This window comes from Novosphingobium indicum (assembly GCF_014645195.1).
GTDB lineage: Bacteria > Pseudomonadota > Alphaproteobacteria > Sphingomonadales > Sphingomonadaceae > Novosphingobium > Novosphingobium indicum.
This window is the reverse complement of record NZ_BMLK01000014.1, coordinates 76,182-100,513: the sequence shown is the minus strand read 5'-3', so window position 1 is coordinate 100,513 and position 24,332 is coordinate 76,182. Positions and strand designations below refer to the sequence as shown.

Here is a 24,332-nt window from a genome sequence, read left to right as displayed (position 1 = left end):
TCCCGCTTCCTTGTCGACGCGGTATGCGCGGTGAGAATAGAAGAAAAGCGGGTTCCCCGCCTTCGCGGGGATGACGAATTTGGGTGGAGGTGGCCTAAATCGGCAGCGCCGTCGTCGCCTTGATTTCGGACAGCGCCACGGTCGAGGTGATTTCCTGCACGCCGGGAAGCTGCGAGAGCTTTTCGAAGAAGAACTGCTCGTAGGCATTGATGTCCTCGGCCACGACGCGGATCATGAAGTCCACCGATCCCATCAGCACGTAGCAGTCAAGCACCTCGGGATATTCGCGGATCTTGGCGGCGAATTCGTCGAGGTTGGCACGGCCATGGGCGTTCAGCTTGACCTGCGCGAAAACGTGCGCGTTCATCCCCACCTTGTGGCGGTCGACAATGGCGACGCGGCGCTTGATGAAGCCTTCGCGCTCCAGCCGATCGATACGCCGCCAGCATGGCGAGGCAGACAGCCCTACCCTCTCGGCGATCTGCGCGGTCGTCTGGCTGGCATCGCGCTGCAGCTCGCGAAGAATTTTTCTCTCATATTCATCAAGTCCGGTCATTTCATTCTCATAACATGCACAATAAGAATGGTCTTTGCGAAAATTGGGCCGCAGGCTCGGAAATGAGGTGAGAAATCTCTCTGCCATGCTGCGATTATAGTGGGACCGAGAAGGAGTTCTGAAATGGTCACCGCCGCCCACCGCATGATGCCGCCGATGGAATATGTCCGCCTGCACGACGAAGCCGCCGGGCTCGACGGGGTGATTGCCATCCATTCCACGGCACGCGGGCCGGCTGCCGGCGGCTGCCGTCTCTGGACCTATCCCGATGCCAATGCCGCCATGGTCGATGCCTTCCGCCTTGCCGAAGGCATGAGCTACAAGAACGCCATGGCCGAACTGCCCTTCGGCGGCGGCAAGGCCGTGCTGCGCAGGCCTGCCGGCGATTTCGACCGCAGGGCCCTGTTCGAAGCCTTCGGTGCCGCCGTTGCAAGGCTCGATGGCCGCTACGTGACCGCCGAAGACGTCGGTACCAGCGTTGCCGACATGGAATTCGTGGCCAACAAGACGCGCCATGTCGCCGGCCGTACCTCGCGTCCGGGCTTTGCCGGCGGCGATCCCTCGCCCTGGACCGCGCTCGGCGTGTTCGAGGCGATGAAGGCCGCCGTGCAGTTCCGCTTCGGCAGCGGCCTTTCGGGCGTGACCGTGGCGGTGCAGGGCGTGGGCAATGTCGGCGGCGACCTCTGCCGCAGGCTGCATGAAGCCGGCGCACACCTGATCCTGGCCGACATCAACGCCGAACGGTGCGCGGCCCTCGCCAGGGAATTCGGTGCCGAGGTCGCTTCCATCGACGAGATTGCGCAGGCAGAAGCCGACGTATTCGCCCCTTGCGCCCTCGGCGGCGCGCTGAACGAAAAGAGCGTGGCCGGTCTGAAGGCCGGGCTGGTCTGCGGCGCGGCCAACAACCAACTGGCCGAACCGGGCATTGCCAAGGCGCTGCTCGAACGCGGCATTGCCTATGCGCCGGACTATGTCGCCAACGCCGGCGGCATCATCAACGTATCCGCCGAATACCTCGGCGAAAGCGTCGAGGACGTGCGGAGCCGCGTGCTCAAGATCGGGCCACGCACGGCCGGCATCCTTCAGGCAGCGGCGCGCGACAACCTCCCGCCCTCGGTCGTCGCGGACCGCATGGCCGAACAGCTGATGTCGCGGCCTGTCGCCAAGGTTGCCTGACACCCGGAGCTTTCGCCTCCCCCCCTGCCCCTGCGCGGAACAATGGCGTTCCCGGCTTCCTTCCGGTAACCCGAAGTTCCCCAGCCACAAGAGAGGCGAAAGCGATGGACATGCGCCGCGAATCCGACAGTATTGGCGAGATCGACGTACCCGCAGACGCCTACTGGGGCGCGCAGACCCAGCGCAGTATCGAAAACTTTCCCTTCGGCGATACCGAACGGATGCCGATGGCGATCGTTCACGCCATGGCGCTGGTCAAACAGGCTGCCTCGCGGGTCAACCGCCGCCACGGGCTCGACGCGCCGCTGGCCGACGCCATCGAGCAGGCCGCCGGGGAAGTCGCGCAAGGCCGGCTGGACGACCAGTTCCCGCTGGTGATCTGGCAGACCGGCAGCGGCACCCAGACGAACATGAACGTCAACGAGGTAATCGCCGGGCGCGCCAACGAGATCCTGACCGGGCAGCGCGGCGGCAAGGCGCCGGTCCACCCCAACGATCACGTCAACAAGAGCCAGTCCTCCAACGACAGCTTCCCCACCGCGATGCACGTGGCGGCCGCGCTTGCGGCCACGCACGATCTGGTCCCCGCCATGGAACGGCTGGAAGGCGCGCTGCTGTCCAAGGCCAAGGCGTGGGAAGAGATCGTCAAGATCGGCCGCACCCACCTGCAGGACGCGACACCGGTCACGCTGGGCCAGGAGTTCTCCGGGTACTACGCGCAGATGCGGCTCTCGCGCACGCGCACCACGCCGCTGATCGAGCATGGCCTGTGCCGACTGGCGCAGGGCGGAACGGCAGTCGGCACCGGCCTCAATGCACCGGAAGGCTTCGGCGAGGCCTTCGCGGAAGAAATCGCCAAGCTCACCGGTCTGCCCTTCGTCACTGCGCCCAACAAGTTCGAGGCCTTGGCGACGCACGATACGCTGGTGGAGTTTTCCGGTCGCCTGAACACGCTGGCGGTCGCGCTCAACAAGATCGCCAACGACATCCGCTGGCTCGCGTCCGGCCCGCGCTCCGGCCTCGGCGAACTGGACCTGCCCGCGAACGAGCCGGGCAGCTCGATCATGCCGGGGAAGGTCAATCCCACCCAGTGCGAGATGCTGACGATGGTCGCCGCGCAAGTGATCGGCAACCATCAGGCGGTGACCGTGGGCGGCATGCAGGGCGCGTTCGAACTCAACGTGTTCAAGCCGCTGATCGGCGCCGCGGTGATCCGCTCGATCCACCTGCTCTCCGTCGGCATGACCAGCTTTACCGAGCGCTGCGTCGAAGGGATCGAACCCAACCGCGAGCGGATCGCCGAGCTTGTCGAGCGTTCGCTGATGCTGGTCACGGCGCTGGCGCCCGAAATCGGCTATGACAATGCCGCGAAGATCGCCAAGCACGCGCACGACACCGGCCAGACCCTGCGCGAGGCGGCGCTGGAGCTGGGGCTGGTCGATGCCGCGACATTCGACCGCGTGGTGCGCCCCGAAACAATGGTGTGATCGCCCCTCCCTTGATCGTCATTGCGAGGAGGCGAAGCCGACGCGGCAATCCAGAGCCTGCGAAATCCGCCCTGGATTGCTTCGCCCTGCGGGCTCGCAATGACGAAATAGGTGGAACAGTCATCGTCACCATGGTTCCCCTGAGCTTTCCCACTTCGCCCGTTCCGCCTATGACGCCCTGATTGCCGCCAATCCAATGAGGCCGATGTTGGAAGACCTGAACCCCGCCACGACCGCTGCCGTCACCGAGGGCATGGTCTTCGTGCCCGGCGGCACCTTCACCATGGGCTCCGAGCAGTTCTACCCCGAGGAAGCGCCCCTGCGCCGCGTGGCGGTGGACGGCTTCTGGATCGACGAGACGCCCGTCACCAACCGGCAGTTCGCCCGCTTCGTCGAAGAGACCGGCTATACAACCGTGGCCGAGATCGTCCCCGATCCGAAGGACTATCCCGGCATGCTGCCCGAGATGGCCAAGGCGGGATCGCTCGTATTTCACAAGACCGCGACGCCGGTTGATACGTCAGACCCGAGCAACTGGTGGCGCTTCGAGTTCGGTGCGGACTGGCGCCATCCGCTCGGCCCGGATGCCGACATCGATGCGCTGGACTTGGGGGACCATCCCGTCGTTCAGGTCGCCTATGCCGACGCCGAAGCCTACGCGAAGTGGGCGGGCAAGGACCTGCCGACCGAAGCCGAGTTCGAATATGCCGCACGCGGCGGCCTCGAGGGCAAGGAATACGCCTGGGGCGACGAACTGGCGCCCGATGGCGCAATGCTGGCAAACTACTGGCAGGGCCTGTTCCCCTTCGCCAACCAGTGCCTCGACGGGTGGGAGCGCACCTCCCCGGTCAGGAGCTTCCCGGCCAACGGCTTCGGCCTCTACGACATGATCGCCAACACCTGGGAATGGACCCGCGACTGGTGGAGCGACAAACCGGAAGTCGCGAAGAAGAAGACCAGCGGCTCATGCTGCACCCTCAGCAACCCCCGCGGCGGCAAGCTGAAAGGCAGCTTCGATCCGTCCCAGCCCGGCGTGCGCATCGGCCGCAAGGTCCTCAAAGGCGGCTCGCACTTATGCGCAGCCAACTACTGCCAGCGCTACCGCCCGGCCGCGCGCCATCCGGAGATGGTGGACACAGCGACCAGCCATATCGGCTTTCGCTGTGTGGTGCGCAGTCGCGGGTAATCCAACATCGCCCCCGTTCGTGTCGAGCGAAGCGTCGATCCCCATAGCCGTTTTCACGATTTTAATCCGGAAGCTTCCTTTCCGAAGGGGCCGACATTGCCGACGTTAGGATTTGAGCTACTGAACGCTGATGGAACACGCTCTACTTGTCTCATTTCTCGAAGGGGAGACGACACCGCAGGACTTCACATTTGCTATTCAAGAGGAGGTTGATGCTTGCGAAAAAGGCTTCCGGTCCCCCGCTAACACCGGCTACATCATCATAACGGATGGGCCGCTAACAACTGTCACACGCAAGCACATGAAACGCCTGCTTCAGTGTATGTTTGATGAGAGCATCCTTTGGATGTCCGCGAACTACACCGGCGACTGCCTCATGATGAGCGATGATTTCGAACCTGAAGATGATGAGGTTGCAGAGGCAATCACCTTCGTTGCGGACGACAGTCGACCACCAACCCCCGAAGAGACACGAGCGGCAATAGAAACCTTGGCTTGATCTCCGTACCCCCGACATTCCGGCCGTTCGACGGCCTGTTCGGCCATACCGAAATCCGACCATCATTCAGGATTAAATGGCTCCACGCCGCCTAAGCCTGTTCCGGACTATCCGGCTGGTTATCCGGATGCGCCGCCACGAAAGCGGGGTGCTTCAGACACGCGGCCTCGATCCGCGTCATGTGCGGCATGGCGGAGAGGTCGAAATCGAACCGGCGCGCGTTGTAGAGTTGCGGGATCAGGACGCATTCGAACAGGCCCGGCGCATCGAACAGGTAGTCGTGGCTGCCCAGCGCGGAGAGGCGCGCTTCCAGCGGAACGAGGGTCTTCAGCAACCAGTGGCGATACCAGGTGTCGATCTCGTCCTGCGAATGGCCGAGGTCGGTCTTGAGATACTTCAGCACCGGCAGGTTCAACGGCGCATGCAGTTCGGTCGCGATCGCCAGGCTCAGTTCGCGCATGGTGAAGCGGTCTTCCACGTCCGCCGGCAGTAGCGCGCGATCGGGATAGCGCTCGTCCAGCCATTCGAGGATCGCCATCGACTGGGCATAGACGCGTCCGTCCGCTTCCAGCGCCGGGACGCCCGCGAAGGGATTGAGCTTGCGATAGGCCTCGCTGCGCTGCTCGGCTTCGAGCAGGTTCACCGGCACGATCTCGTAATCCAGTCCCTTGAGGTTCAGCGCGATGCGCAGGCGGTAGCTGGTGGAGCTGCGGTAGTAGGCATAGAGGCGCATGGGGCTGGCTTCCCGGTCAGGTTTCGGCGGCAATCTTCTCGTGCAGCCACGCCGCATGGCGCGGAGCCTTCTTGGTGCGCGACCATTCCTCGAGCATGTCCTCGGCCACGTCCTTGAGGCTGCGCATCTGGTCAGGCGTACCGAACTGCCACGCCAGTTCAAGGCGGTGGCCGTTGGGATCGAAGAAATAGATCGACTTGAACACGCCGTGATGCGTCGGCCCGACCACATCGAGGCCGCGCGCCTCGGCGCGGGCCTTGGCGGCCAGCAGGCTCTCCTCGCTGTCAACCTTGAAGGCGATGTGCTGCACCCAAGCCGGCGTCGCCTCGTCGCGGCCCATGTCGGGCGCGTTGGGCAGTTCGAAAAAGGCCAGCACATTGCCGCCGCCGGCATCCATGAAGATGTGGATGTACGGGTCCGGCTCGCCGGTCGACGGAACCTCGTCCTCCGCGATCGCCAGCATGAAGTCCATGCCGAGCACGTCGCGGTAGAACTCCACGGTCTCTTTCGCGTCTCGGCACCGGTATGCGACGTGGTGGATGCCGCCCAGCACGGGCGCGCGGTCCGCTGCAATGCCTTGTGTCATACTTGCCTCTCCATAATCGTTGGAGCCCGCCAGACCGCGACCCGGAAAAAAAGCACGGCCGGGCGGGCTCCGGGGCTGGCTGCACCTGGGCGCAGCCCCGCCCCCCAGTCGGTGATCTTATTCCGCGGGCTCTTCCACTCCCTCGACCTCGCTCGGGACAGGCTGCAGCACGCCGCGGCGAACCTGATCGCGCTCCATGGATTCGAACAGCGCCTTGAAGTTACCCTCGCCGAACCCTTCGTCGCCCTGACGCTCGATGAACTCGAAGAAGACCGGGCCCACCTGCGCTTCCGCGAAGATCTGCAGCAGCAGGCGCGGTTTGCCGCCGTCTGTGGTGCCGTCGAGCAGGATGCCGCAGGCCTTCAACTCGCTGACCGGCTGACCATGGCCCGGCAGGCGCTCGTCGAGCATGTCGTAGTAGGCTTCGGGCGGCGCGGTCATGAACGGCACGCCCAGCTTCTTCAGGCGGTCCCAGGCCTCAAGCAGGTTGTCGGTGATCAGGGCGATGTGCTGGATGCCCTCGCCGTTGAATTCGCGCAGGAACTCCTCGATCTGGCCTTTTCCGCCCTCGCCCTCTTCGTTGAGCGGGATGCGGATCTTGCCGTCGGGCGCGGTCAGCGCCTTTGAGGTCAGGCCGGTATATTCGCCCTTGATGTCGAAGTAACGGATCTCGCGGAAGTTGAAGAGCTTCTCATAGTAGTCAGCCCAATAGGCCATGCGGCCGCCGTAGACGTTGTGGGTGAGGTGATCGATCCGGTCGAAGCCCGCGCCCTTGGGGTGACGGTCCACGCCCGGCAGGTATTCGAAATCGATGTCATAGATCGAGAGGGCCCCCTCGCTCTTTCCGTTCCCGCCGTCGCGCTCGTAACGGTCGATCAGGTAGATGATCGAGTTGCCGATGCCGCGAATGCCGGGCAGGCGCAGTTCCATCGGGCCGGTCTCGACCTGCACCGGCTCAGCCGAGCGTGCGAGCAGTTCGTCATAGGCCTTGCGCGCGTCGCGCACGCGAAAGCCCATGCCGCAGGCCGAGGGGCCGTGCTCGCGGCTGAAGAACCAGGCCGGGCTGTGCGGCTCGTAATTGGTGATGAAGTTGATCTCGCCCTGGCGCCAGAGCTCGACGTCCTTCGAGCGGTGGCGTGCGATCTTCGTGAAGCCCATGGCTTCGAAGATCGGCTCCAGAACGCCCTTTTCAGGCGCGGAGAATTCCACGAATTCAAAACCGTCGAGGCCAATGGGGTTTTCGAAAAGATCGGTCATGCAGGTGCTCCGGAAAGGGTGATGGGGTGTTCGCCGGGCAGGCTTTCACCCGCCGACAGTGCAGGCGCATCGCGCCATTTTTCGTAGACCGGCCCGAAATCGAGGCCGACCAGATCGTCGATGAGCTGGGGCAGGCTTTCGAGCACGAAATAGGTCTTCTGGAAGTCGTCGATCATGTACCCGGTGCGCATCACGCGGACAGGGTCAAACGGCAGGCGCAGAACGTCCGGATCTTCGATCGAATAGACGGTTTCGGACGCCGAGGAGATGATCCCGGCGCCAAAGACCTTCAGCGCATCGCCTTCGCGCGTGTCTTCTCGCACCAGGCCGAATTCGATGGTGTACCAGTAGATCCGCGCCAGCATCGCCAGTGCGTCCATCTCCATCGCCCGCGCTCCGGCCTTGCCGTAAAGCTCCAGAAAATCGGCAATCGCCGGATCGAGCAGCATCGGCACGTGGCCGAAGAAGTCGTGGAACACGTCCGGCTCGACGAGATAGTCGAGTTCGTGCTCGTCGCGGATCCAGCGCGTTACCGGAAACCGGCGGTGCGCCAGATGATCGAAGAACACGTCGTCGGGAATGAACCCGGGAACCGCCACGAGCTGCCACCCGGTCGCCGGACCGAGAATGGCATTGGCGTCCTCGAAGCGCGGGATGACATCGGCGCAATCGAGCCGGGCAAGGCCCTCGCGGAATGAGGCGCAAGCGTAACGGGCGACAAGGCCCACCTGACGCGCATGGAGGCGGCGCCAGCGATCGTGCATCTCCGAGGTATAGGCATCCCAGTCCTGGCCGACGGTATAGTCGGCAGCAGCACCTTCGTATTCTCCCCGAAGGCCGCTTGTGCTTGTTTGCGTACACGGCTTCTTCATGATGCAGACAATACCACAAGCCGTGCTCGATTATCGTGCGTTTACGGCATATCAATCGAGTGATATTGGTGGATTTCACTATCCAAGATCAACATTTTAGGTGATCCGTGCCACTGGACGAATTCGACCGCAAGATCATCCATTCCCTGCAGGAAGACGCAAGGATGCCGGTGGCACAGGTCGCCGAACGCACCGCGCTCTCGGCCACGCCGGTCAGCCGTCGCATCAAGCGGCTGGAGGACGACGGCGTGATCCTTGGCTATCAGCCGGTCCTCAATGCCCGCCGACTGGGCTTCGAACTCGATGCCTACGTGCTCATCAATCTCGACGGGCACAGCGACGCGAACATCTCGCGCTTCGAGCAGGCCATTCAGGACAATGCCTATGTCATCGCCTGCCACGCGGTGACGGGCGACATGGACTATCTCGTTCACGTCATCGCCCGCGACGTCGAGCACCTCTCGCAGATCACGCTCAAGTCGCTCGTGCGCATACCGGGCGTGCGCGACGTGAAGTCGATCATCGTCCTTGAAACGATCAAGGACGCGCGGGCCCTGCCTCTCGAATAGAAGCCGGGCCCGCCGCCGTTATCGTCCCAGCAGGTTGCGGGCCTGACTGGCGATCTGCGCCAGCATGGCCGGGCTGATCGTCACCGCATTCTCGGCACGGTGAACCATCGAACGGAACGCGGCGATCGAGGTCATGTGGGTGCGCCCCCATTCCTCGGCCGCGGCCAGCGGGTTCTTCTTGCCGAGCCGGGTACCGGCCAGCCGCTTGAGGAAGTCGAGCCGCATCTGCTGGAAATCGCGCGCGAGCCCCGCCACCAGCAGCCGCTCCCACGGATCCGAGGGACTCATGATCGACGCGCTCGCCTGCGCCCAGTCGAGCCCAAGCCCGGCACCGATGCGGGTGAAAGCAGCCACCAGATCGCGCGGCGCGATCCCGGTTTGGGCGGAAAGATCGGCAATGCCCACAGCCCCGTCGAGATCGAAGAGGTTGCCGACGCTCTCGACCACGTCCTCGGGCACACCCATCTCGCGGAAGCCATCCCGCAGCGAAAGCGAGTGCGCCAGTGTGCGTTCGCCGAGCAGATCCACCGTATCGATGGACAGCGCAGCGATACCGTCCTTCAGGCGGTTCTGCAGATCGCACGGTGCAAGCTGACCGGCGCCTGCGCGCAGCAGGTCCGCCATGTGCCCGCGCACGGCAATCGCCACGCGCCCGAACAGCTTGATGCGTGCGGCTTCGGGCATCTCGGCGGTTTCGAGGCGTTCCCACAGGGCATCGAGGCCGAACAGCCGCTCGGCCAGCGAGAATGCTGCCGCGACTTGTGCCAGATCGGCGCCTTCCTCTTCCGCCAGTTCGAAGGGATGGACGATGCCCAGCCGGTTGACGATGCGATTGGCAAGCTGGGTAGCGACGATTTCGCCGGCCAACCGGTGGCCCTTGATGAACTTGGAAAACTTGCTCTGCATCGGCTGCGGGAACGCTTCCAGCAGCATGTCGACCAGACTGTCGTCGCCCGGCAGATCGCTGTGCTCGATGGCATCCTGCAGCAGCAGCTTGCCGCTCGACAGCAGCACGGCGAGTTCGGGCCGGGTCAGCCCCCGCCCGTCCTGCGCGCGGCGCGCCAGCGCTTCGTTGTCACCAAGGCCTTCGGTACGGCGATCGAGATGACCGCCTTCCTCCATCATCTCGATCAGGCGGATGTGCGAGGGCATGGCCTCGGCGCCGCCCCGCTCGGCGATCGACAGCGCCAGCGCCTGCAACCGGTTGTCCTCAAGCACCAGCGCAGCGACCTCATCGGTCATCTCGCGCAGCAGCTCGACGCGCTTCTTCTCCGACAGCTTGCCGGCGCGGCGCGCGGCGGCGAGGGCGATCTTGATATTGACCTCGTTGTCCGAGCAATCGACGCCCGCCGAGTTGTCGATGAAATCGGCGTTGATCCGGCCGCCCTGCCCCTGCCGGCCCTTGAGCGCGAATTCGATGCGCCCGGCCTGGGTCACGCCAAGGTTCGCACCTTCACCGATGACCTTGACCCGCAGTTCATCGGCACTGACGCGCAGGGAGTCGTTGGTCGGATCGCCGACAGTCGCGTTGTTCTCGGTGGAAGCCTTGATGTAGGTGCCGATGCCGCCGAACCAGAGCAGATCGACCGGCGCGCGCAGGATCGCCGAGATCAGCGAATCCGGATCCATGTGCTCGGCATCGATGCCCAGCGCTTCACGGATTTCGGGCGTCAGCGGTATGGACTTCATCGTGCGCGGAAACACGCCGCCGCCCTTCGAGATCAGCGACTTGTCGTAGTCTTCCCAACTCGAATGGGGCAGGTCGAACAGGCGCTTGCGCTCGGCCCAGCTCTGCTCGGGCACAGGATGCGGATCGAGGAAGATGTGGCGGTGGTCGAAAGCGGCAACCAACTTGATTGCCTGCGACAGCAACATGCCGTTGCCGAAGACATCGCCCGACATGTCGCCGCAGCCTGCCACGCGCACCGGATCGGTCTGTACGTCCATGCCCAGTTCGAGGAAGTGCCGCTGCACCGAAACCCAGCCGCCGCGGGCGGTGATGCCCATGGCCTTGTGGTCGTATCCGTTCGATCCGCCACTCGCGAAAGCATCGTCGAGCCAGAAGTCGCGTTCGGCAGCGATACCATTGGCAACGTCGGAGAAGCGCGCGGTGCCCTTGTCCGCGGCCACCACGAAATAGGGATCGTCGCCATCGAGCACCTGAACGCAGGTGGGATGGATCACCTTGCCATCGACGATGTTGTCGGTGATCGAAAGCAGCGTGGAGATGAATATCTCGTAGGCAGCCTGTCCTTCTGCAGCCCAGCCGGCGCGGTCCTGCGCGGGATCGGGAAGCTGCTTGGGATAGAAGCCGCCTTTCGCGCCGGTCGGCACGATGACTGCATTCTTGACGCGCTGCGCCTTCATCAGGCCGAGGATCTCCGTGCGGTAGTCGTCGCGGCGGTCGGACCAGCGCAGGCCGCCGCGCGCGACCGGACCGGCACGCAAGTGGATGCCTTCGACCCGGCGCGAATAGACGAAGATCTCACGCCACGGCACGGGCTTGGGCAGACCGGGAACGAGCGCGGAATCGAACTTGAAGGCCAGTGCCACCTGCCCGGCAGGTGCAAAGGCGTTGGTGCGCTGCATCGCCAGAACGAGATCGCGGTAAGCGCGCAGCAACCGGTCGTCGTTGATCGCGCCGACACCGGCGAGGCCATCGCGAATGGCGTCTTCCGCAGCCTGTTTGGCTTCGACGCGATCGCCGGTGAAGGTCGGATCGTGGATCGCCCGGAACAGGTCGATGAGCGCGACAGTGACCGAAGGCGCACCCTGAAGCGCATCGACCACGGTCGGAATGCCGAAGTGCATGCCCGCCTGCCGCAGGTAGCGATACCAGGCGCGTAGCCAGTTCGCCTCACGCTTGGAGAGCCCCAGCGCGGGGACGAGCCGGTTGAACGCGTCGTTTTCGTTGACGCCATTGAGCACGCCGCACAGAGCGTCCTGAATCATCGGTGCCAGGTTCAGCACGGCTTTGGCATTGGTGCCCACCGGAAGCGCCAGCGTGAAATCGTGGATGGTGCCGATGCGGCCTTGATCCAGAACCGTCGGCACTTCCTCGAGAACGCGGAACCCGAAGTTTTCCAGCGCCGGAACCGCATCCGAAAGCGGCAAGTGGCCATGCGCTTCGTAAATCTTGAGGCGCAGGCGCCCCGCTTCATCGTCCTCGCGGGAATAGAGGCGCGCGTCGCGGTGACCGATCTGGTGCTCGCTGTCGGCGGCATCACCGACCACGATCTTGCGCATATGGCCGATATCGATCGCGGCTTCGGCAGGACCATAGTCGGAATGGTAGGCCAGCGGGAACGCGTCGGCATAGCGCCCTGCCGCAGCGGCGGCGCGCGCCGGTTCGAGCGTCTGCGCCAGCGCCGCCTCGACAGCCTCTGACCAGCCACGCAGCATGACCTGAAGCTGATGGTCGAGTTCGTCCTCGTCGGGCTCGTGAACGCCCTCGCGAATGTCGACGGTAAAGCGCAGCATGGCAAGATTGCCGGATTCGACCTGCAGGCTCCAGTCGAGTGTCGGCGCGTCCGCGGCCTCCTCGATCATCGCCTGAATGCGCTTGCGCATCACGGTGGAGACATTGTCGCGCGGCATCCACACGAACACGAACAGGTGTCGCATCAGCGGCGCGCGCGCGATAATGAGGCGCGGGCGCGGACGATCGACCAGGCTGATCATCGTCGTCGCCAGACGCTCGACATCGCTGCCCCCCAGACCGAGCACGAGGTCATGCGGCAGACTCGTCAGGGCATGGGCCAGAGCCTTGCCGGAATGGCTGACCGGATCGAGGCCCAACTTGCCGGTAAGATTGGCAAGCTGGCGACGCAGACGGGGAACACGATCAGGCGGTGCGACCAGCGAGGCGCTGGTCCAGACACCGGCGTGGACCGATAGCGCGGTTACCTGACCATTCTCGATGACGGGAATCAGGAACAGGTCAAGCGGCACCCGGCGATGGACCGTGCCCATCTGGTTAGCCTTGATCACCATCGGCGCACGCACTTCGCCGGCTGCGACTTCGGCATCGAAAGCCTCGAAAGCGCGTTGGTAGCTGATATCCGAAAGCAGTTCGCTCGATCCGCGCCGGCATATGCCGAGCCGCTGCGAACGGCTGCCGTCGCGCTTGCGCGTGACGTGGCCTAGCTGCGTGAGCATGCCGCCGGCGAACCAGTGCAGCAGCTCCGCCCCCTCTTCATCGGTGACGGCTTCGGCATCGATCTGCATCGCCTCGACCATGCGCGGCCAGTCGGTGACGGCAAAGCGCACATCGGTGAGCGTGGATTCGATGGACTGCAGCAAGGCGCGGCGCTGGCGGGCGTCGATGCGCGGCGTCTCGATGTAGATCATCGATTCCCGATGCGTGCCCTCGGCGCCGATTTCGGGAATGGCAACCAGCGCGCCCTTCGCGTCGCGCTCGACCGACAGCACCGGGTGGGCGAGCGAGTCGATCACCAGCCCGGCCTCGGCAATCGCCGCGGCCACGGAGTCGACCAGAAACGGCATGTCATCGTTGATCAGGGCAATGCGGAGCAGACGGCGCTCTTCACTGGTCGACGCCATCTCGATCACGGGCTCGCCGGGCTTGCGGACCTTTCCGGCGGCCAGCAGAAAACGGGCGGCTTCCTCGACCCATTGCGGATCTGCGGGACCATCCCCGGGAAGCATCGTGTCCTGGATGCGCTGCTCTATGGCCGCCTGAAGCGCGGAGGCGGAGCGCCCACCTTTCTTCGTGAGGTTGGAGGTCAGTCCGTCAGCACTCATTGTTCTCTCCGCGATCCTCTCCACCCGCCACATCCGTGGCATGGTGCGGTAACCTGCCCCCTACTACCAGACGGGGGCGAATAAACGACCCGGCATCCACGGACTTACTTCGCCTTGCCGTGAAGATGCATAAGAACTGACAACGATGCGGCGGTCCAACGGTTGCCTCGCGGCGGTCTCGCACTCGCACTGAAATTTTCACCATGATGTAACATGCTTTTCAGCGCGCGCAATATTAGTTCAACGATCCGTAACACCTTCGAGCGTCGCAGCGCGCTCGGCCAGGATCAGCGAGCCCATCGGCCCTGCGTCATCGCCCAGCTGTGGCGGCACGATCATCCTCGCCAGTGCGTCGGGCGAGCAGTCGCGCAGGTACCCCTGAAGAATGTCGGGCAGCCGGAAAACGGCATCGACGAGCAGATGCGGCTGCTTGTTCGCGGCACCACCACCCACGACAATGCGATGCGGCGACAGCGTCAGCACCAGCATGGCGAGCAACTCGGCCAGATCCTGTGCTACCGGCGCCCACGCGGGATCGTCTGCCATGACTGACGAGGGGTGCCGCTCGAAGCGCGCCTCCAGCGCCGGGCCGCTCAACAGTCCTTCGGCGCAATCCCCATGAAAGCGGCACACGCCTGAAAAGCTGTCTCCGGCCATCCGGCGCAGCCGGACATGGCCGATTTCCGGGTGCAACATCCCGTGGACCGGCTCACCGTTCACCAGCACACCGCCGCCCAGTCCGGTCCCGATCGTCAGGTAGATCATTACCTGGCAGCCGCGGGCTGCGCCGAGACTCCATTCAGCGAGGCCCGCGCCATGCACATCGGTGTCGAGAGCAATCGGCAAGCCCAGAGCCTGCACGATGGGCCCTATCACCGACGCCCCCGTCCAGCCCGGCTTGGGCGTGTCGAGCATCATTCCAAAATCCGGCGCCTCACGCGAAACGCGGATCGGCCCGAAACTGGCTACGCCAATCGCCTTGAGCGGTTCCAGCTGATGCCACTGGGCTATCGTCTCCACCGCCTGCGCGAGCGTGTGCTCAGGCACGGTCGTCGGAAATTCCACACGATCCCGAATGACACCGGGACGGCCACGCACGACTATCGTCTTCGTTCCGCCCAGTTCGATACCGACATAGGTTGCGTTCATGCATACCCGTCTGCCAGCGTCGCAACATCGCCATCAAGCTGCAATTGCAGGAAAGGTGCGAACGTCCCGCCGAAATGCCTGCGCCCCTCCGGCTTTTCGCGAGCCAAGGCATCCTTGATGCCCCAGTAATCGACGAAGCCGCCCACGCTGAGATCAGGCAAGACCCACCAGCTATAGCACTGGAACGGCTCCGTCTCAGGATTGGCAAGGACCAGGCCGTGACCGTTCAGCAGCCGCCAGGGACCAAACAGATCATCTGCCACAGCTCCATAGAGCCCGGTCGGTGCATCGATACCGGGCGCAAAGGCAAAAGCCTGGGTCGACCAGAACAAGTAACAACGCCCCGCATGCTCGATCAGATGCGGCCGCTCCAGCTCGTTGTTGGTGCCCACTGCCTCCACAAGGGGCGCCTGGATTCGAAACATACCCTCGCCGTCGCGCACAGCGCAGCCGATCACCCCGTTGTGGCTATCCCTGCCTTCCGCGGAAGACGCGGTGAAGAGCAGACAATCCACTCCGGTCGATGTGCGGCAGAAGCCGGGATCGCGGAAGGCCTTTATCTCACCGATGCGGCCAGTCGCCTCGTGCTCGTCCATGTAGACAACGCCGTCGGGCCGGACGACCTCGACAGGTTCGGACCAGTCCGAGAAGGCCTCCACGCTGTCCTGCAATTGCGCCGTGGCGGCGAATATCCGCTGCAGGAAAGAGGGAGCGACTTCGCCGCGCGCGCCTGTCGCCGTGAAATAGAGCGTGACGTCCTGCCCATCGGTCACCGCACAGCCGGACCATTCCCTGCTGCCGGGCGTGAAGTCCATCGGGAAAGTAGCCCCAAGGTGCTCGAAGCGCCCTCCGATACGGTGGAAGTGGTGAATGCGGGCCACCCCGTGGCGCACTTCGGGATCGTCATGGACCGGCGCCGCAAGCGCAAACCACAGTTCGCCGCCGCGCCAGGGGAAAGGACTCCCCTCCGCAGTGGCCATCGGCCATGCGTCCCACACATCGACATCGGCAGACGCACGCAGGACGTGATCCTGACCTATCACCGGAGCCCGCTGGCATGCAGTCATATCCAGCAAGGCAAGATCGCACGGGCGCCAGCGCAAGGGCGCGGCAGAGGACTCAGGGAACCGGGGGGAGGTCATGAAAACCTAGTACAAACGATTGTTTGCACTTTGAAGTGAAAGCTCTGCAACTTTTTGTCACACAGTTTTCGATACCTACGCGTTGGGCCGACCTTGAGCGAAAGCCATGGAGAGAATAGAACGGCCAACAACAATAAATGGGAGAGCGCCGGATGCCCGTGCCTTACAAGCCGCGCCTCTCGCTTCTGCGCATCATAGAAATGAACGTGGGCTTTTTCGGCCTGCAATTCAGTTTCGGACTGCAGCAAGCCAACATGGGGCCCATCTACGGGTTCTTGGGCGCCGATGAAGCGACCATGCCATTACTGTGGCTGGCCGGCCCGGTTACCGGGTTGCTTGTGCAACCGGTGGTCGGCGCGATGAGCGACCGTACCCTTTCCCGGCTTGGGCGCCGCACCCCCTACTTCCTGATCGGCGCCGTAATCTGTTCGCTGTGCCTGTTCGCTATGCCCTATTCGTCGACGATCTGGATGGCGGCAGGGCTGCTCTGGCTGCTCGATGCCGGCAACAACGTGACCATGGAGCCGTATCGCGCCTATGTCGCGGACAGGCTCTCGCCCGAGCAACATGCGACCGGGTTCCTGACCCAAAGCGCCTTTACCGGATTCGCGCAGACGCTGTCCTATCTCGCGCCGTCTCTTCTGACGGTCGTGATCGACCGGGAACTACTGCATACGAATGGCATTCCCGTAATCGTTCGCATTGCATTCGTAATCGGCGCGATCCTTTCGATTTCAACCATCCTCTATTCGGTGCTGCGCGTGCCCGAACTGCCGCTGAGCGAAAAGCAGCGCACCCGCATAGCTGCCAGCCCGCTGACCCCGAGGGAAACCCTGCGCGAAATCGGCAGCGCCTTCATGGAAATGCCAAGGCCCATGCGGCAACTGGCGGTCGCCATGCTCTGCCAATGGTACGCGATGTTCGTGTACTGGCAGTACATCGCCTTTGCCCTATCCCGCTCGCTCCACGGCACCGCGGACACGTCCTCTCCCCAGTTCCGCGAGGCCGCGCTATCAGCCCAGCAACTGGGCGCCGTGTACAACGCAATTGCGTTCGTGGCCGCACTCGGTCTCATCCCCATAGTCAGGCGGCTTGGCGCGCGGCGCGTTCATGCGGTGTGTCTGGCTGCCTCTGGTGCAGCCATGCTCACGATCCCGGCGACCGGGTCCTTCACCCTGCTTATGTTCGTCATGGTCGGCATCGGCCTCGGCTGGGCCGGCATGATGGGCAACACCTACGTCATGCTCGCCGATTCGATCCCGCCCGCCAGGACGGGGGTCTACATGGGGGTTTTCAATATTTTCATCGTGGTTCCGATGCTCGTCGAGACCGTAACCATGCCTCTGATCTATCGGCCGCTGCTCGGCGGAGACCCGCGCAACGCCTTGATACTGGCCGGTGTCCTCATGCTTCTAGGTGCCGTCGCAACCCTTCTGGTAGCGGCCGGAGACCCACCCGAACGGTCTGGTAGCTAACTGCACAAGAAACTTCCGCCCGCCGATTCAAGCTGTTAAGAACAAAACGATGACATCGGGGATAGAAAACGGGAACGGAAACAACGGCGATCCGGATAGTACGGGTGCGCCTGTGAAAGTGCGCACGCTTGCCGACCTCGCCCGACTGGCCGGTGTCTCTGCAGGAACCGTGTCGCGCGCACTGGCCGGGAAGTCTCTCGTCAACGCCGAAACGCGCGAACGCATTCAAGCTCTCGCCCGTGAGCACGGCTTCCGCCCCAACCAGATGGCGAGCAAGCTGCGGTCTCGTCGTACGGGTGTGATCGGGGTGGTCATTCCGCTCGGTCACGAAAAGCGCCAGCAGATTTCCGATCCGTTCTTCCTCACCCTCCTTGGCCATCTGGCAGACGAACTGACCGAGCACGGGTACGACCTGATGCTCAGCCGCGTGATCCCGGACGGGACCAGCGACTGGCTGGAGCGGATGACCGGCTCGGGCATGGTCGATGGCGTTCTGCTGATCGGCCAGTCGGATCAGTTCGACATCATCGAAAGCGTGGCAGAAAGCTATCGCCCTCTGGTGGCCTGGGGAAGCTGGCGCGACAACCAGGTTCACTGCGCCGTGGGAACCGACAACATCGCTGGTGGCCGGATTGCGGCAGAACACCTGATTGCCGGGGGCGCGCGCAATCTGGCCTTCATGGGTGAAACCCAGGGGATAGAGATCGACGAGCGTTACCAGGGCGTCGCCGCCGCTGCGACCGAGGCCGGGGCTTCGCTGGTGCATATTCCCATCAGCCTCGCCAGCGCTGAAATGGGCGAGCAGATCAAGGCCGCGACTGCGAACAGCGATCGCGCCATCGACGGCGTCGTGGCTGCGTCCGACCTTATCGCGATGAACGTGCTTCACTGCCTTCGCGATAAGGGCCGCAGCGTACCCGATGAAGTTCAGGTCGTCGGGTTCGATGACCTGCCGCTCGCCTCGCTCACCATGCCGCCGCTTACCACGATCCGGCAGGAAATCGCGGAGGGGGCCAAGGCCATGGTGCAAAAGCTCAAGGCCAAGATCGAAGGCGAAGACACAGACAGTCTGCAGATGCCGCCGCGCCTCATCGTGCGCGGATCGACCCGCTCAAACTGAGTGCAGGCTACCCGCAGGCATTGCCCCAATTGCAACCTTGCCGCTCCCTCGTGAACGGAGCGTAACCTGGCACTATCCCCGAACGAACACCACATGGTAGTGAAACGGGAGAAGCAGCTATGAAATTCCGCCCACTTCCGATCGTGGCCCTGAGCTTTGCCGGCGCCCTTGCCATCGCCGCCGGAAGCGGCACGCTATCGGCGGCGAAACCGCGCGATGTCGCAAACTTTCCTTCGCCCCCCGCCACCAAGACCACGCCCGAGGGCAATCAGGTCGCGGTCCTGGCAGGCGGGTGCTTCTGGGGCATCGAAGGCGTGTTCGAGCATGTGAAGGGCGTGAAGTCGGTGGTGTCCGGCTACGCGGGCGGCACCAAGGCCAACGCCAGCTATTCCAAGGTGTCCTCGGAAAAAACCAGGCACGCCGAGGCGGTGCGCATCGTCTACGACCCAGGCAAGGTGAGCTACGGCACCCTGCTCAAGATCTATTTCTCAGTCGCACACGACCCGACCCAGGTGAACCGGCAGTATCCCGACACCGGTCCAAGCTATCGTTCGGCCATCTTCCCGCAAAACGCGGAGCAGCGGCGGATCGCCGCAGCCTACATCGGCAAGCTGAACAAGGCCAAGGCCTACAGCAAGCCGATCGCGACCAAGCTGGAGAGCGGCAAATTCTACCCCGCCGAAAGCTATCATCAGGACTTCATGCGCAAGAACCCGAACAACGGGTACATCGTGCGCTACGACAAGCCCAAGATCACCGCGCTCAAGACAACCTGGCCGTCGCTCTATCGCCGCTAGAGAGCCAGCCCCGCGGCCCTTGCGCTCGCCCAGGCCCACTGGAAGTTGTAACCGCCCAGCCATCCGGTGACATCCACCGCCTCGCCGATCGCGTAGAGCCCCGGCACCGCGCGCGCTTCCATCGTCTTGGACGATAGCCCGCCAGTTTCGATTCCGCCCGCAGTGACTTCCGCCTTGGCGAAGCCTTCGGACCCGTCCGGCACGAACGGCCAGCGGGCCAGCTTCGTCTCGGCTGCGGCCAGCGCCTTGTCGGAGAGATTGCCGAGATCGCCCGAGATGCCCAGTCGCTCGCACAGCACTTCGGCCAAACGGTCGGGCAGAGCCTCGGACAGGACCTTGCGCAGCGTCGTACGGGGGCGGTCGCGTTTGGCTTCTTTCAGCCAGCCTTCCGCGCAATCCGGCAGCAACTGCGTCGTCACCGTATCGCCGCGCTGCCAGTAACTGGAAATCTGCAGTATCGCCGGCCCCGATAGTCCCCGATGCGTGAAGAGTGCGGCCTCGCGGAACGCCGCCTTGCCCTTCTCCTTGCCACCGATGCGCGCGATGACCTCGGTCGAGACGCCCGAGAGATCGCGGAACAGCGCTTCCTCTCCCGGTAGCGTCAGCGGCACTAGCGCCGGGCGCGGTTGCACCACCTTGAGCCCGAACTGGCGCGCGAGATCGTAAGCGAAGCCCGTCGCGCCCATTTTCGGGATCGAAGGCCCGCCCGTGGCGATGACCAGCGCGGGCGCGGTCGCCTCGGTTCCTCCATAGGTGACGCGGAACTGCCCGTCGCTGTGCACCACATCGCGGATCGCCTCGCCGCATTGCAGATCGACGCCGCCCTTGCCGCATTCGTCGAGCAGCATGGTCACGATCTGCTTCGCGCTATCGTCGCAGAATAGCTGGCCCAGCGTCTTCTCGTGCCAGGCAATGCCGTGGCTTTCGACCAGCGCGAGAAAGTCTGCCGCCGTGTACCGGCTGAGCGCGGACTTCGCAAAGTGCGCATTCTTCGAAAGGTAGCGATCCGGCGCAGTGTGCAGGTTGGTGAAATTGCAGCGCCCGCCGCCGGAAATCAGGATCTTCTTGCCCGGCCTGTCGGCATGGTCGAGCAGCAGTACACGCTTGCCGCGTTGACCGGCCGTGGCGGCGCAGAACAGCCCGGCGGCTCCGGCGCCGAGTACAATAGCGTCGTATTCCATCATGCCCAGCGCCATTCGCCCTTCGACAAGCTCAGGACGAGCGGAAGAAGAAGGGTTGTTTTCATTCTCCGCTCAGGCTGAGCTTGTCGAAGCCCGGCACCAGTTCCAGCGCCAAGGCCTCCGCCACGCGAATGCCATCTACGGCAGCCGACAGAATGCCGCCCGCATAGCCTGCGCCCTCGCCCGCCGGATAAAGCCCCCGCGTATTGAGGCTCTGGAAATCGCGGCCACGGGTGATGCGCACCGGAGAGGACGTACGCGTCTCCACACCAGTCATCACCACGTCGGGATGATCGTAGCCCGGCACCTGCCGCCCGAAAACCGGCAGCGCCTCGCGGATGGACTCGATCACGAAGTCGGGCAGGCACTGCTTGAGATCGGTCAGGTGCACGCCGGGCTGATAGCTGGGCGTCACTTCACCGAACTCGGCGGAAGGCTTGTCCTCAAGGAAGTCGCCCAGCTTCTGACCGGGCGCCTTGTAGTTGGAGCCACCCGCCTTGAAGGCCAGTTCCTCGAACTTGCGCTGAAAGGCGATGCCCGCCAGCGGATCGCCGGGGTAATCGCGTTCAGGATCGATATCGACCACGAGGCCCGAATTGGCGTTGAACTCGGCGCGCGAATACTGGCTCATGCCGTTGGTGACGACGCGGCCTTCCTCGCTGGTGGCGGCGACCACGCGCCCGCCCGGGCACATGCAGAACGAATAGACCGTGCGGCCATTGCTGCACTTGTGCGAGAGCGAATAGGCCGCCGCGCCGAGGATGTCGTTGCCTGCGTTGGGGCCATAGCGGGCCTTGTCGATCCAGCTTTGCGGATGTTCGATGCGCACGCCGATGGCGAAGGGTTTGGCCTCGATGTGCACGCCGCGATCGCGGAGCACATGGAATGTGTCACGCGCCGAATGGCCCACGGCCATGATCACGTGGCTGGCGGGCAGGTATTCGCCGGTCGAGAGATGCAGCCCGGCCAGACGGCGGGTGCCATCCTCGCCCTCTTCCACTTCGAAGTCCTCGACGCGGGTCTGGAAGCGGTATTCGCCGCCAAGCTTCTCGATCGTCTCGCGCATCGACATGACCATGGTGACGAGGCGGAATGTGCCGATGTGCGGATGCGCTTCGGTGAGAATGTCGTCGGGTGCACCGGCCTTCACGAATTCGGTCAGCACCTTGCGACCGAGATGGCGCTGGTCCTTGATACGGCTGTAGAGCTTGCCGTCGGAGAACGTGCCCGCCCCGCCTTCGCCGAACTGCACGTTACTTTCCGGATCGAGCACCGAGCGGCGCCAGAGGCCCCAGGTATCCTTGGTCCGCTCGCGCACGGCCTTGCCGCGTTCGATGATGATCGGCTTGAAGCCCATCTGCGCCAGCACGAGTGCGGCCAGCAGGCCGCAGGGTCCGGCGCCGATCACCACCGGGCGCGGGCCCTCGTAGCCATCAGGCGCGCGCGTGACGAACTTGTAGGAGGTATCGGGCGTGGGCCGGACGTGCGGATCGTCGGCGAAGCGCGCGAGCACTTCGGCCTCGTCGCGCACGATCACGTCGAACGAATAGACCAGCTTGATCGCCGCCTTGCGCCGCGCATCGTTGCCGCGCCTCGCCACGGTCAGGCGTTCGAGATCGCCGGGCGCAATGCCCAGCCGCTCGCAGACCGCCTGTTCGAGGTCGGCAGGCGTATGGTCGAGCGGAAGCGCAAGATCGGTCAGGCGAAGCATGGCGCGCCTTTAGCGGTGATTTGGCCGGGGCGCTATCGTTCCTTCATCCTCCCTGTCGCGCAGCGATGGGGAAGGGGAACGCCGCGCAGCGGTGGTGGAGGGGCACGAAACCCCTCCGTCGTTCGCTGCGCGAATGCCACCTCCCCATTCCCCCTGGGAACAGGGAGGACTGGATGGTTCAGAACGCGTCGGCTTCCAGCTCCATCATCGAGGCCTTGCCCGACTTGATCGCCAGGAACGCAGCGGTCGCCTGCGGCAGGATGCGGTCGAAGTAGAAGCGCGCCGTGGTGATCTTGGCCTTGTAGAAGGCGGTTTCCTCGCTGCCTTCGGCCAGCTTGGCCTGTGCCAGCAGGGCCGCCTTGGCGAAGCAGTAGCCCATGGCGACGAGACCCAGCAGGCGGGTGTACTCGGTCGCGGCGGCAGCGGCTTCTTCCGGGTCCTTCATGCCCTTTTCGGCAATCGTCGCGGTCGAAAGCTGAAGCGCGCCAAAGGCCTTTTCCAGTCCTTCGATCATCTTGCCGAACGTCTCGTGCTCCTTGTTCGCCTCGATGAACTGCGAGACGGGGTGGAAGAACGAGCGCAGGTAGCGGCCCATATGCGCGGGCAGCTTGCGGCCGACGAGGTCGAGCGCCTGAATGCCGTTGGTGCCTTCGTAGATCATGGCGATACGCGCATCGCGCACGTATTGCTCCACGCCGCTCTCGGCGATGTAGCCGTGACCGCCGTAGCACTGCACGCCGAGGTTCGCCGTCTCGAAGCCGAGATCGGTGAAGACGGCCTTCACCACCGGCGTCATCAGCGCGATGAAGTCTTCAGCCCGCTGCTTCACTTCGGGATCGGTCGAGAACTTCTCGGCATCGAGCGCGCGGCTCACCCAGCCCGACAGCGCGCGGCAGCCTTCGTTGTAGGCGCGCATGGTCATGAGCATGCGGCGCACGTCGGGGTGAACGATGATCGGGTCGGCCGGGCCGTCCGGGTTCTTCACGCCCGACAGCGAGCGGCCCTGGACGCGCTCCTTGGCGTACCAGACGGCGGACTGATAGGCTGCCTCGCCCACGCCAAGTCCCTGGATGCCCACCGAGACGCGCTCGGTATTCATCATCTTGAACATGGCCTCCAGACCCTTGTTGGGCTTGCCGACCAGCCAGCCGACGGAATCGTCGAAATTGAGCTGGCAGGTGGCCGAAGCCTTGAGGCCCATCTTGTGCTCGATGGCGGCGACCGAAACGCCGTTGGCTTCACCGGGCGTACCGTCGTCCTTGGGCAGGTACTTGGGCACGAGGAACAGGCTGATGCCCTTCACCCCGGCAGGCGCATCGGGCATGCGCGCGAGAACGAGATGGATGATGTTCTCGGTCAGGTCGTGCTCGCCGGCCGAGATGAAGATCTTGCCGCCGGTCAGCTTGTACGAGCCGTCATCCTGCGGCACCGCTTTGGTGCGCAGCATGCCGAGGTCGGTACCGCAATGCGCCTCGGTAAGGCACATGGTGCCCGACCATTCGCCGGAGACCATCTTGGGCAGGTAGGCCTGCTTGAGCTCGTCGCTGGCATAGGCTTCCATCGCGGTGGTGCCGCCATGGGTGAGGCCTGGATAGAGGCTGAACGAGAGGTTGGCCGAGCAGATCATCTCCTCGGTCATCTTGTTCACCTGCTCGGGCAGGCCCTGCCCACCCCATTCGGGGTCGGACGCCAGGGCGCACCAGCCGCCCTCGCGGAACAGATCGTAGGCTTCCTTGAAACCCTTGGGGGTGCGCACGCCGCCGTTTTCAACGGTGCACCCCTCAATGTCGCCCGAGCGGTTGAGCGGCAGGAGCACTTCCTGCGCGACCTTGGCCGCTTCTTCCAGCACGGCATCGACGAGATCGGGCGTGAATTCCTCCAGCGCCTCGAGATTGCCGAAACCGTCATCGTTGTGAAGCTCGTGCAGCACGAACTTCATGTCGCGCAAAGGTGCTTCGTAGACCTGCATTGTCACTCTCCTCGCGGGCGTCGCATCTCGAATTCCAATCCGTTCGTCATTGCGAGCCCGAAGGGCAAAGCAATCCAGGGCGGTATACGCCCAATCTGGATTG

The 24,332-nt window shown here is 64.0% G+C and carries 19 protein-coding genes; 8 read left to right on the top strand and 11 right to left on the bottom strand.

The features are described from left to right. Positions 1 to 94 precede the first annotated feature (94 nt). Entirely contained in the window at positions 95 to 556 is a 462-nt protein-coding gene (locus tag IEX64_RS15255; RefSeq protein ID WP_188820887.1) for an Lrp/AsnC family transcriptional regulator, read from the bottom strand. 123 nt (positions 557 to 679) lie between these two features. On the opposite strand from IEX64_RS15255, the gene IEX64_RS15250 reads away from it, so the two are divergent. The 4 genes from IEX64_RS15250 (at position 680) to IEX64_RS15235 (ending at position 4,904) form a co-directional block, all read left to right on the top strand. Further along, complete coding sequence (locus IEX64_RS15250) at positions 680 to 1,732, top strand: Leu/Phe/Val dehydrogenase (RefSeq protein WP_188820884.1); 1,053 nt, start codon at positions 680 to 682, stop codon at positions 1,730 to 1,732. A gap of 104 nt (positions 1,733 to 1,836) precedes the next feature. Next, positions 1,837 to 3,219: a class II fumarate hydratase gene (fumC, locus tag IEX64_RS15245; protein WP_188820882.1), complete on the top strand. Its 1,383-nt coding sequence runs from the start codon at positions 1,837 to 1,839 to the stop codon at positions 3,217 to 3,219. A 253-nt stretch (positions 3,220 to 3,472) separates the two neighbouring features. Next, complete coding sequence (locus IEX64_RS15240; RefSeq protein ID WP_188820966.1) at positions 3,473 to 4,405, top strand: formylglycine-generating enzyme family protein; 933 nt, start codon at positions 3,473 to 3,475, stop codon at positions 4,403 to 4,405. Between the two features lie 130 nt (positions 4,406 to 4,535). Then, positions 4,536 to 4,904, top strand: coding sequence for a hypothetical protein (locus tag IEX64_RS15235; RefSeq protein WP_188820880.1), 369 nt, complete (start codon positions 4,536 to 4,538; stop codon positions 4,902 to 4,904). A gap of 91 nt (positions 4,905 to 4,995) precedes the next feature. On the opposite strand, the gene maiA is transcribed toward IEX64_RS15235, so the two are convergent. The 4 genes from maiA to phhA form a co-directional block, all read right to left on the bottom strand. Continuing rightward, entirely contained in the window at positions 4,996 to 5,637 is a 642-nt protein-coding gene (gene maiA, locus IEX64_RS15230) for a maleylacetoacetate isomerase (RefSeq protein ID WP_188820878.1), read from the bottom strand. 16 nt (positions 5,638 to 5,653) lie between these two features. After that, positions 5,654 to 6,223 carry a VOC family protein gene (locus IEX64_RS15225; protein WP_188820876.1) on the bottom strand — a complete coding sequence of 190 codons (570 nt, stop codon included), beginning with the start codon at positions 6,221 to 6,223 and terminating at the stop codon, positions 5,654 to 5,656. Between the two features lie 117 nt (positions 6,224 to 6,340). Continuing rightward, positions 6,341 to 7,480, bottom strand: a complete 1,140-nt coding sequence (hppD, locus tag IEX64_RS15220; protein WP_188820874.1) for a 4-hydroxyphenylpyruvate dioxygenase — start codon at positions 7,478 to 7,480, stop codon at positions 6,341 to 6,343. Further along, positions 7,477 to 8,352: a phenylalanine 4-monooxygenase gene (phhA, locus tag IEX64_RS15215; RefSeq protein ID WP_188820872.1), complete on the bottom strand. Its 876-nt coding sequence runs from the start codon at positions 8,350 to 8,352 to the stop codon at positions 7,477 to 7,479. The genes hppD and phhA overlap by 4 nt, the downstream gene beginning before the upstream one ends. A gap of 107 nt (positions 8,353 to 8,459) precedes the next feature. Here phhA and IEX64_RS15210 point away from each other — a divergent pair, with 107 nt between their 5' ends. Next, entirely contained in the window at positions 8,460 to 8,921 is a 462-nt protein-coding gene (locus IEX64_RS15210) for an Lrp/AsnC family transcriptional regulator (protein WP_188820870.1), read from the top strand. A gap of 18 nt (positions 8,922 to 8,939) precedes the next feature. On the opposite strand, the gene IEX64_RS15205 is transcribed toward IEX64_RS15210, so the two are convergent. The 3 genes from IEX64_RS15205 to IEX64_RS15195 all read right to left on the bottom strand — a co-directional run bounded on the left by IEX64_RS15205 (position 8,940) and on the right by IEX64_RS15195 (position 15,901). After that, entirely contained in the window at positions 8,940 to 13,685 is a 4,746-nt protein-coding gene (locus IEX64_RS15205) for an NAD-glutamate dehydrogenase domain-containing protein (RefSeq protein ID WP_188820868.1), read from the bottom strand. A gap of 240 nt (positions 13,686 to 13,925) precedes the next feature. Next, the gene (locus IEX64_RS15200) at positions 13,926 to 14,834 is read right to left on the bottom strand and encodes an ROK family protein (RefSeq protein WP_188820865.1); all 909 of its coding nucleotides are present in this window, start codon (positions 14,832 to 14,834) and stop codon (positions 13,926 to 13,928) included. Continuing rightward, a complete protein-coding gene (locus IEX64_RS15195; protein ID WP_229710448.1) occupies positions 14,831 to 15,901 on the bottom strand; it encodes a glycoside hydrolase family 68 protein in 1,071 nt (356 codons plus the stop codon). The genes IEX64_RS15200 and IEX64_RS15195 overlap by 4 nt, the downstream gene beginning before the upstream one ends. A gap of 227 nt (positions 15,902 to 16,128) precedes the next feature. Here IEX64_RS15195 and IEX64_RS15190 point away from each other — a divergent pair, with 227 nt between their 5' ends. The 3 genes from IEX64_RS15190 to msrA all read left to right on the top strand — a co-directional run bounded on the left by IEX64_RS15190 (position 16,129) and on the right by msrA (position 19,368). Continuing rightward, positions 16,129 to 17,451: an MFS transporter gene (locus tag IEX64_RS15190; protein WP_188820861.1), complete on the top strand. Its 1,323-nt coding sequence runs from the start codon at positions 16,129 to 16,131 to the stop codon at positions 17,449 to 17,451. A 49-nt stretch (positions 17,452 to 17,500) separates the two neighbouring features. Next, positions 17,501 to 18,571 (top strand): LacI family DNA-binding transcriptional regulator, encoded by a 1,071-nt coding sequence (locus tag IEX64_RS15185; protein WP_188820859.1) that lies wholly within the window; start codon positions 17,501 to 17,503, stop codon positions 18,569 to 18,571. A 119-nt stretch (positions 18,572 to 18,690) separates the two neighbouring features. Next, entirely contained in the window at positions 18,691 to 19,368 is a 678-nt protein-coding gene (msrA, locus tag IEX64_RS15180; protein WP_188820857.1) for a peptide-methionine (S)-S-oxide reductase MsrA, read from the top strand. Here the strand turns inward: msrA and IEX64_RS15175 are convergent. The 3 genes from IEX64_RS15175 to IEX64_RS15165 form a co-directional block, all read right to left on the bottom strand. After that, positions 19,365 to 20,552: a BaiN/RdsA family NAD(P)/FAD-dependent oxidoreductase gene (locus IEX64_RS15175; RefSeq protein WP_188820855.1), complete on the bottom strand. Its 1,188-nt coding sequence runs from the start codon at positions 20,550 to 20,552 to the stop codon at positions 19,365 to 19,367. The two genes, msrA and IEX64_RS15175, sit on opposite strands and share 4 nt — an antisense overlap. A 58-nt stretch (positions 20,553 to 20,610) precedes the next feature. Further along, complete coding sequence (locus IEX64_RS15170) at positions 20,611 to 22,260, bottom strand: NAD(P)/FAD-dependent oxidoreductase (RefSeq protein WP_188820852.1); 1,650 nt, start codon at positions 22,258 to 22,260, stop codon at positions 20,611 to 20,613. Positions 22,261 to 22,438: 178 nt separating this feature from the next. Next, positions 22,439 to 24,229, bottom strand: a complete 1,791-nt coding sequence (locus tag IEX64_RS15165; protein ID WP_188820850.1) for an acyl-CoA dehydrogenase C-terminal domain-containing protein — start codon at positions 24,227 to 24,229, stop codon at positions 22,439 to 22,441. Positions 24,230 to 24,332 lie beyond the last annotated feature (103 nt).

Bases quoted from the DNA above. Each gene is read 5' to 3' on its own strand.
- IEX64_RS15255 (WP_188820887.1), bottom strand. From the start codon at position 556: ATGACCGGACTTGATGAATATGAGAGAAAAATTCTTCGCGAGCTGCAG.
- IEX64_RS15250 (WP_188820884.1), top strand. From the start codon at position 680: ATGGTCACCGCCGCCCACCGCATGATGCCGCCGATGGAATATGTCCGC.
- fumC (WP_188820882.1), top strand. From the start codon at position 1,837: ATGGACATGCGCCGCGAATCCGACAGTATTGGCGAGATCGACGTACCC.
- IEX64_RS15240 (WP_188820966.1), top strand. From the start codon at position 3,473: ATGGTCTTCGTGCCCGGCGGCACCTTCACCATGGGCTCCGAGCAGTTC.
- IEX64_RS15235 (WP_188820880.1), top strand. From the start codon at position 4,536: ATGGAACACGCTCTACTTGTCTCATTTCTCGAAGGGGAGACGACACCG.
- maiA (WP_188820878.1), bottom strand. From the start codon at position 5,637: ATGCGCCTCTATGCCTACTACCGCAGCTCCACCAGCTACCGCCTGCGC.
- IEX64_RS15225 (WP_188820876.1), bottom strand. From the start codon at position 6,223: ATGACACAAGGCATTGCAGCGGACCGCGCGCCCGTGCTGGGCGGCATC.
- hppD (WP_188820874.1), bottom strand. From the start codon at position 7,480: ATGACCGATCTTTTCGAAAACCCCATTGGCCTCGACGGTTTTGAATTC.
- phhA (WP_188820872.1), bottom strand. From the start codon at position 8,352: ATGAAGAAGCCGTGTACGCAAACAAGCACAAGCGGCCTTCGGGGAGAA.
- IEX64_RS15205 (WP_188820868.1), bottom strand. From the start codon at position 13,685: ATGAGTGCTGACGGACTGACCTCCAACCTCACGAAGAAAGGTGGGCGC.
- IEX64_RS15200 (WP_188820865.1), bottom strand. From the start codon at position 14,834: ATGAACGCAACCTATGTCGGTATCGAACTGGGCGGAACGAAGACGATA.
- IEX64_RS15195 (WP_229710448.1), bottom strand. From the start codon at position 15,901: ATGACTGCATGCCAGCGGGCTCCGGTGATAGGTCAGGATCACGTCCTG.
- IEX64_RS15190 (WP_188820861.1), top strand. From the start codon at position 16,129: ATGCCCGTGCCTTACAAGCCGCGCCTCTCGCTTCTGCGCATCATAGAA.
- IEX64_RS15185 (WP_188820859.1), top strand. From the start codon at position 17,501: ATGACATCGGGGATAGAAAACGGGAACGGAAACAACGGCGATCCGGAT.
- msrA (WP_188820857.1), top strand. From the start codon at position 18,691: ATGAAATTCCGCCCACTTCCGATCGTGGCCCTGAGCTTTGCCGGCGCC.
- IEX64_RS15175 (WP_188820855.1), bottom strand. From the start codon at position 20,552: ATGATGGAATACGACGCTATTGTACTCGGCGCCGGAGCCGCCGGGCTG.
- IEX64_RS15170 (WP_188820852.1), bottom strand. From the start codon at position 22,260: ATGCTTCGCCTGACCGATCTTGCGCTTCCGCTCGACCATACGCCTGCC.
- IEX64_RS15165 (WP_188820850.1), bottom strand. From the start codon at position 24,229: ATGCAGGTCTACGAAGCACCTTTGCGCGACATGAAGTTCGTGCTGCAC.